Below are 3,918 nucleotides of genomic sequence, written 5' to 3' on the forward strand. Positions count from 1 at the left end.
TTTAATCTCGAAACAAAAGCAACGCCCGTCGGACGTGTATCTGGAAGTCGGTTTTGAGAACCTGTCGCACTTCTCATTCTCCTTTAGAAAGCTTTTCGGAATGACACCATCAGAATTGCAAAATTCACAATGAACAGGATCTTGTAGTCCATCAATAATGCGTGTTGTTTAATGAATGCGTTACCTTATTCTCGACTTGTTGAAACAAAATGCTACTGGAATTTTATTCCTTTGATCACTTTGTCCCTGTGCTGCATTCCCCAGGCAGCAATCACTTCAATGATTGGTTTAAGCGAATGGCCATATTCGGTAAGATCATATTCAACGGTAATGGGTTTGGTGTTTAACACCTTGCGGCTCACCAGTCCGTTCAGTTCCAGGTCCTGCAGTTCTTTGGATAACATCTTGGCGGCGATACCATCGATCGTTCCTTTTAACTCCATGAATCGCCTTGCACCGAAGCTGAGCGCACCGATGATACGGATTTTCCATTTGCCACTGAGAACGTCCATGGTGTCGCGGATAGCCAGGTGATGTGCTGTGCAGGCGTCCTGATCAAAATTTGCTGGTTCAGCTTTCATAGTAGTTTCCTTGAGGTAACTGGTTTCCAAGAGTAAACCCATTACAAAAATAAACTTCAACACCCATAGTTTTGCATCAATGAATGCAGTAAAAATTACTTATTGGCTTACAACAGGCCTGGTGGCTGCCGGCATGCTGGTTTCCTTTTTTAATTACATGTTCAACCCGGCGATGATAACAGGCTACGCCCATATTGGGTTTCCAGATTGGTTCCGGGTGGAATTAGGTATTGCTAAGTTATTAGGAGCCATTGCACTTATTGTTCCGAAGATTTCCGGGAGAATAAAAGAATGGGCCTACTTCGGTTTTTTCGTCAATTTCATCTCCGCCATCCTAGCTCACTATGCGGTAAATGATCCGGTAATCAACATGATCGCACCGCTGGTTATGCTGATATTACTGATCATCTCCTACATCAGTTATCACAAACATTTACTAAAATTTTAAACAATGGAACAGCATAAAACAAGCACAGATTGCAACAATGCCATTGGGAGCGCTTCTTCAACTGATACTTCAATAACCATTATTGAGCTTACCTCTCCGGAACGTGAACAGGCGTTGCAAATCCGCGTCTCTGCGCCGGTAACAGGCATCAACCTACCGGTCATTTTATTCGCCCATGGGTTCGGTTCGTCCATGTATGGCTATGATCCGCTTGTTGAGTTTTGGAGTGCGAATGGGTTTGTGGTTATTCAACCCACTTTTCCGGATTCAAAGACACTGTTGGGTATACCAAATGCCACCCATCAGGATGCCATCAATGCTTATCTGAAGAACCCCAGGTCTAAGCATATTTGGCGGGAGCGCGTAAAAGATATGAAGTTCCTTCTCGATCAACTGAACTATATCGAGCAGACTGTTCCCGGCCTTTCGGGCCGGCTCGATTTAAGCCATATTGCTGCAGTTGGCCATTCTTTCGGCGCACATACGGTTGGATTATTACTGGGCGCGAGAGTGATCGGTCCGGATGGTTATTTGGAGGAGGACATGTCGGATAAGCGGATCAATGCCGCAGTTTTGTTGAGCGCTGGTGGCCGTGGCGGAGACGCGCTAAGTGATTTTGCCAAAGCGAACTTTAGCTATCTTAACCAAACCTTTGCGCAAATGCAAACACCCGCATTAGTGGTTGCCGGAGATCATGACCAATCACCACTGACCGTTTTAGGGCCGGAATGGTTTATGGATATTTACCGCTTAAGCCCGGGGGCAAATGCGCTGCTAACGTTATTTGGCGGCGAACATATGCTTGGCGGCATCACGGGTTATTTAGCTGAGGAAACGACAGATGAAAATCCTGAACGGGTTGCGGCTGTCGCACGGGTGGGTTGGGCTTACCTTCGGTCAGTGCTAGTAGCTAGTGATCAACCCTGGGCCAATGAAAAGGCTAAACTCACCGTTCCGAACCCTATAGGCAACATTGAAATCAAATAGGTTACGGCGCCATTCCTCTGACCCAAAATGGCTGATCAGCGTTGATGCTTCAAGAACTGTTTACACTATTTTAGTCCTTGGGCCGCTGGGGGCGTAGAATCCCTGGCTAAGCAGCTATTGAAGGCCCATCATCGGCCAAAGTGATTGCGAGGCCTCCGGAAACAGTCGAAAGTTTGGTTAGAAAATGTTGGCTGACATCGCAGTCGATCATTAGGGTGACATGAGAGCACAGCTTCACGAGCATGGAATCGGTCAAGTTGCTTTTGTTTTTGCTGTCATATATGAATATAGAGTTATCATAATTTATCAACCATGTTTTTGCATTTGCAATTGCCTGTAAAACAGAACGGAGGTTTGACAATTAGCCGATCACTTCTAACTTATTTTACTTTACCAGCAAGCATAAAATGTTCTTTTTTAAGCTTCTTTCTTAATACGATCATATCTTCTGTTACTTTGACCGCTAAAAATTTGGAATAGTGCTGAGTTTGCTTAATTGTCTTGTGGCTCATCATTTTACTGATGGTTTCAATTGGAACATTGTTGGCCAATGTTACCGTAGTAGCAAATGAGTTGCGGGCCATCTTTGATATCAACTCGTTGTTTAGGCGGCATATGGCAGCAATTTCCTTAAGATAAGAATTATACTTTTGGTTACTTAAGACAGGCAACTGCATATCTTTTGCTAAGCAAGCTTCATCATCTTTGTACTTTTCAAGGATCATAAGTGCAATTGGTAGCAACGGTATGGCAGCTGGTGTACCGGCCTTTTGCCGGTTCTTGTATATTCTGAGTTTACAGTTGTGCGTCAAAGTTACCTCCGAGCGTTTTAGTTGCTTGACATCTATAAAAGAAAGCCCAGTGAAGCAGCAAAGAATAAACAAATCTCTAACCCTTGATAGACGTTCATTTTCTATCGGCTTCGAAGCAATTTTTTGAAGCTCTGCCTTATCAAGGTAAACCGTATCAACATCCTCCCTTGTCATCTCTAACTTGGCAAAAGGGTATTCTGCTAACCAGCTATTATCCACGCAATCCAACACAATCTTCTTCATATTGGCAATGTTCTTTAACGAGGAATTGTGATTAAGTTTTTGATCGTCCGATACCAGTTATAAAGCTTCTTTATGAATTCAAGATCCAATAAGCAAATATTGACATTATCAACTTTATATTCTTCTTTAATAAATTCGGAAGTATGTCTAAAGGATGTATTAAAGTTGGTGTAGGTGCCTTTGGTAACGCCCTTGCCGATCATCTTCTTTAGCTCTTTGTTGTGAGCCTCAAACATGTCCAATAACATCCATTTCCGTTCATTAACACCTGAGAGCAGTTCTACAATAGCTGGCCGTAACTACTTTGCCACGATCAATCAAATGTTTGCGAGCTTCGTAAGCTTTGTTCTGCAATACGCCAAGGTAATCGTTGAGCACTCTTGCATCTTCTTTATTACCGCTGGCACGATTCCCTTTTGAGTTCCACCTGCATGGCTCCCAGGAACGATTAACGGATAAATCTTTGGATACACCATCGACAGTAACTTTAAGGTAGATATACATCTCCCCTCCTGCATAATTTCTAGGCTGTTTTAAGAAAAACATCAAGCCCAAGCTTTTTTCTAACATAATGACACTTTTTTAACGTTAATAAATATCGAAATGCAGGGATAAAAAGTCAAGATGTTCAATTTATTAACAAATTGATTAACAGAAATTTAACCCATTTTCATGGCGTCTTTTTTTCGTCAAAAAAATACGTCATGAATGTCGCGGATTTTAATTGCGATTTCATGTATATTTTGGCTAGCTCATGGAAACAAAAAAGCCTGTAAATCATCGATTTACAGGCTTTTGGTGTGCTTTGACTAAGTTTCTTGCGGTGAGGGAGGGATTCGAACCCATC

At 42.6% G+C, this 3,918-nt stretch carries 6 protein-coding genes; 3 read left to right on the forward strand and 3 right to left on the reverse strand.

The window, feature by feature from the left end; translation table 11 throughout:
• Window positions 1-4: 4 nt before the first annotated feature.
• Window positions 5-133: a helix-turn-helix domain-containing protein gene (locus tag GPM24_RS22035; RefSeq protein WP_255459146.1), complete on the forward strand. Its 129-nt coding sequence runs from the start codon at window positions 5-7 to the stop codon at window positions 131-133.
• 79 nt (window positions 134-212) lie between these two features.
• On the opposite strand, the gene GPM24_RS22040 is transcribed toward GPM24_RS22035, so the two are convergent.
• A complete protein-coding gene (locus GPM24_RS22040) occupies window positions 213-581 on the reverse strand; it encodes a winged helix-turn-helix transcriptional regulator (protein ID WP_158829918.1) in 369 nt (122 codons plus the stop codon).
• A 79-nt stretch (window positions 582-660) separates the two neighbouring features.
• Here GPM24_RS22040 and GPM24_RS22045 point away from each other — a divergent pair, with 79 nt between their 5' ends.
• Window positions 661-1,029, forward strand: a complete 369-nt coding sequence (locus GPM24_RS22045) for a DoxX family protein (RefSeq protein ID WP_158829920.1) — start codon at window positions 661-663, stop codon at window positions 1,027-1,029.
• Between the two features lie 3 nt (window positions 1,030-1,032).
• The gene (locus GPM24_RS22050) at window positions 1,033-2,016 is read left to right on the forward strand and encodes an alpha/beta hydrolase family protein (RefSeq protein WP_158829922.1); all 984 of its coding nucleotides are present in this window, start codon (window positions 1,033-1,035) and stop codon (window positions 2,014-2,016) included.
• Between the two features lie 380 nt (window positions 2,017-2,396).
• On the opposite strand, the gene GPM24_RS22055 is transcribed toward GPM24_RS22050, so the two are convergent.
• Window positions 2,397-3,071: a site-specific integrase gene (locus GPM24_RS22055; RefSeq protein ID WP_158829924.1), complete on the reverse strand. Its 675-nt coding sequence runs from the start codon at window positions 3,069-3,071 to the stop codon at window positions 2,397-2,399.
• A gap of 261 nt (window positions 3,072-3,332) precedes the next feature.
• Window positions 3,333-3,641 carry an Arm DNA-binding domain-containing protein gene (locus GPM24_RS22065; protein WP_158829928.1) on the reverse strand — a complete coding sequence of 103 codons (309 nt, stop codon included), beginning with the start codon at window positions 3,639-3,641 and terminating at the stop codon, window positions 3,333-3,335.
• Between the last annotated feature and the right edge of the window lie 277 nt (window positions 3,642-3,918).

The organism is Mucilaginibacter lacusdianchii, assembly GCF_009770985.1.
Taxonomy (GTDB): domain Bacteria; phylum Bacteroidota; class Bacteroidia; order Sphingobacteriales; family Sphingobacteriaceae; genus Mucilaginibacter; species Mucilaginibacter lacusdianchii.

Bases quoted from the DNA above. Each gene is read 5' to 3' on its own strand.
- GPM24_RS22065 (WP_158829928.1), bottom strand. From the start codon at position 3,641: ATGTTAGAAAAAAGCTTGGGCTTGATGTTTTTCTTAAAACAGCCTAGA.
- GPM24_RS22040 (WP_158829918.1), bottom strand. From the start codon at position 581: ATGAAAGCTGAACCAGCAAATTTTGATCAGGACGCCTGCACAGCACAT.
- GPM24_RS22045 (WP_158829920.1), top strand. From the start codon at position 661: ATGAATGCAGTAAAAATTACTTATTGGCTTACAACAGGCCTGGTGGCT.
- GPM24_RS22050 (WP_158829922.1), top strand. From the start codon at position 1,033: ATGGAACAGCATAAAACAAGCACAGATTGCAACAATGCCATTGGGAGC.
- GPM24_RS22055 (WP_158829924.1), bottom strand. From the start codon at position 3,071: ATGAAGAAGATTGTGTTGGATTGCGTGGATAATAGCTGGTTAGCAGAA.